The sequence below is a fragment of the Streptococcus infantis genome, from assembly GCF_047463635.1.
In the GTDB taxonomy this organism is placed as follows: Bacteria; Bacillota; Bacilli; order Lactobacillales; family Streptococcaceae; genus Streptococcus; species Streptococcus infantis_W.
The window spans coordinates 1-1415 of sequence record NZ_JASHDL010000045.1 but is presented as its reverse complement, the minus strand read 5'-3'; the positions used below and the strand labels follow the sequence as shown (position 1 = coordinate 1415).

General features: G+C 37.6%; 1 protein-coding gene. It reads right to left on the bottom strand.

Annotation, left to right across the window (positions count from 1 at the left end):
- Nucleotides 1–34: 34 nt before the first annotated feature.
- Complete coding sequence (locus QM867_RS10665) at nt 35–1291, bottom strand: ISL3 family transposase (protein ID WP_414276806.1); 1257 nt, start codon at nt 1289–1291, stop codon at nt 35–37.
- Between the last annotated feature and the right edge of the window lie 124 nt (nt 1292–1415).

The window sequence follows — 1415 nt, the reverse complement described above, 5'->3', positions numbered from 1 at the left end:
GGCTCTTTGTCAACTGTAGTGGGTTGAATAAAAGCTAACATCTGGAGAGGACAATCGTTGTCCTCTCCATTTTTATATTCAGAGCGATGAAAATTCGTTTCTTAAAGTTGTCAAAGTTCCTAAAACCAAAGGCATTTCGTTTGATGAGTTTAATGAGATTATTGGTTGCTTCCAATTTGGCGTTGGAATAAGGTAATTGAAGGGCGTTGACGATTTTCTCCTTGTCCTTTAGAAATGTCTTAAAGACAGTCTGAAAAAGAGGATGAACCTTCTTTAGATTGTCTTCAATAAGTCCGAAAAATTTCTCGGGCTCTTTATTCTGAAAATGAAAAAGCAAGAGCTGATAGAGATTATAGTGGTGTTTCAACTCTTCTGAATAGCTCAAAAGCTTGCCTAGAATTTCTTTGTTCGTTAAGTGCATGCGAAAAGTAGGGCGATAAAATCGCTTATCGCTGAGTTTACGACTATCTTGTTGGAAGAGTTTCCAGTAACGTTTGATAGCCTTGTATTCATGGGATTTTCGCTCAAATTGGTTCATGATTTGAACACGAATACGACTCATAGCACGGCTAAGATGTTGAACAATGTGAAAACGATCTAGAACGATTTTAGCATTGGGAAAAAGCTGTTTAGCCAAGTCATAGTAGGGACTAAACATATCCATAGTAATGATTTTCACCTGACAGCGAACGGTTCTATCGTAGCGAAGAAAGTGATTTCGGATGATAGTTTGTGTCCTGCCTTCAAGAACGGTGATGATATTGAGTTTTTCAAAATCTTGTGCAATGAAACTCATCTTTCCCTTAGTGAAGGCATACTCGTCCCAAGACATAATCTCAGGAAGACGAGAAAAATCATGCTTAAAACGGAAATCATTGAGCTTTCGGATAACAGTTGAAGTTGAAATGGCCAGCTGATGGGCAATATCAGTCATAGACGTCTTTTCAATTAACTTTTGAGCAATTTTTTGATTGATAATACGAGGGATTTGATGATTCTTCTTGACGAGAGAGGTTTCGGCGACCATCATTTTCGAGCACTGATAGCACTTGAATCGACGCTTTTTCAGAAGAATTCTGGTAGGCATACCAGTCGTTTCGAGGTAAGGAATCTTAGAATGTTTTTGAAAGTCATATTTCTTCATTTGACTTCCGCAATCAGGGCAAGATGGGGCGTCGTAGTCCAGTTTAGCGATGATTTCTTTGTAGGTATTCATATTGATGATGTCTAGAATCTGGATATTAGGGTCTTTGATATCGAGCAGTTTTGTGATAAAATGTAATTGTTCCATATGATTCTTTCTAATGAGTTGTTTGATCGCTTTTCATTATAGGTCATATGGGACTTTTTTTCTACACAAAAATAGGCTCCATAATATCCATAGGGGATTTACCCACTACAAATATTATAGAGCC

Excerpts from the sequence above, each read along its gene's own strand:
- QM867_RS10665 (WP_414276806.1), bottom strand. The coding sequence starts at position 1,291 with ATGGAACAATTACATTTTATCACAAAACTGCTCGATATCAAAGACCCT.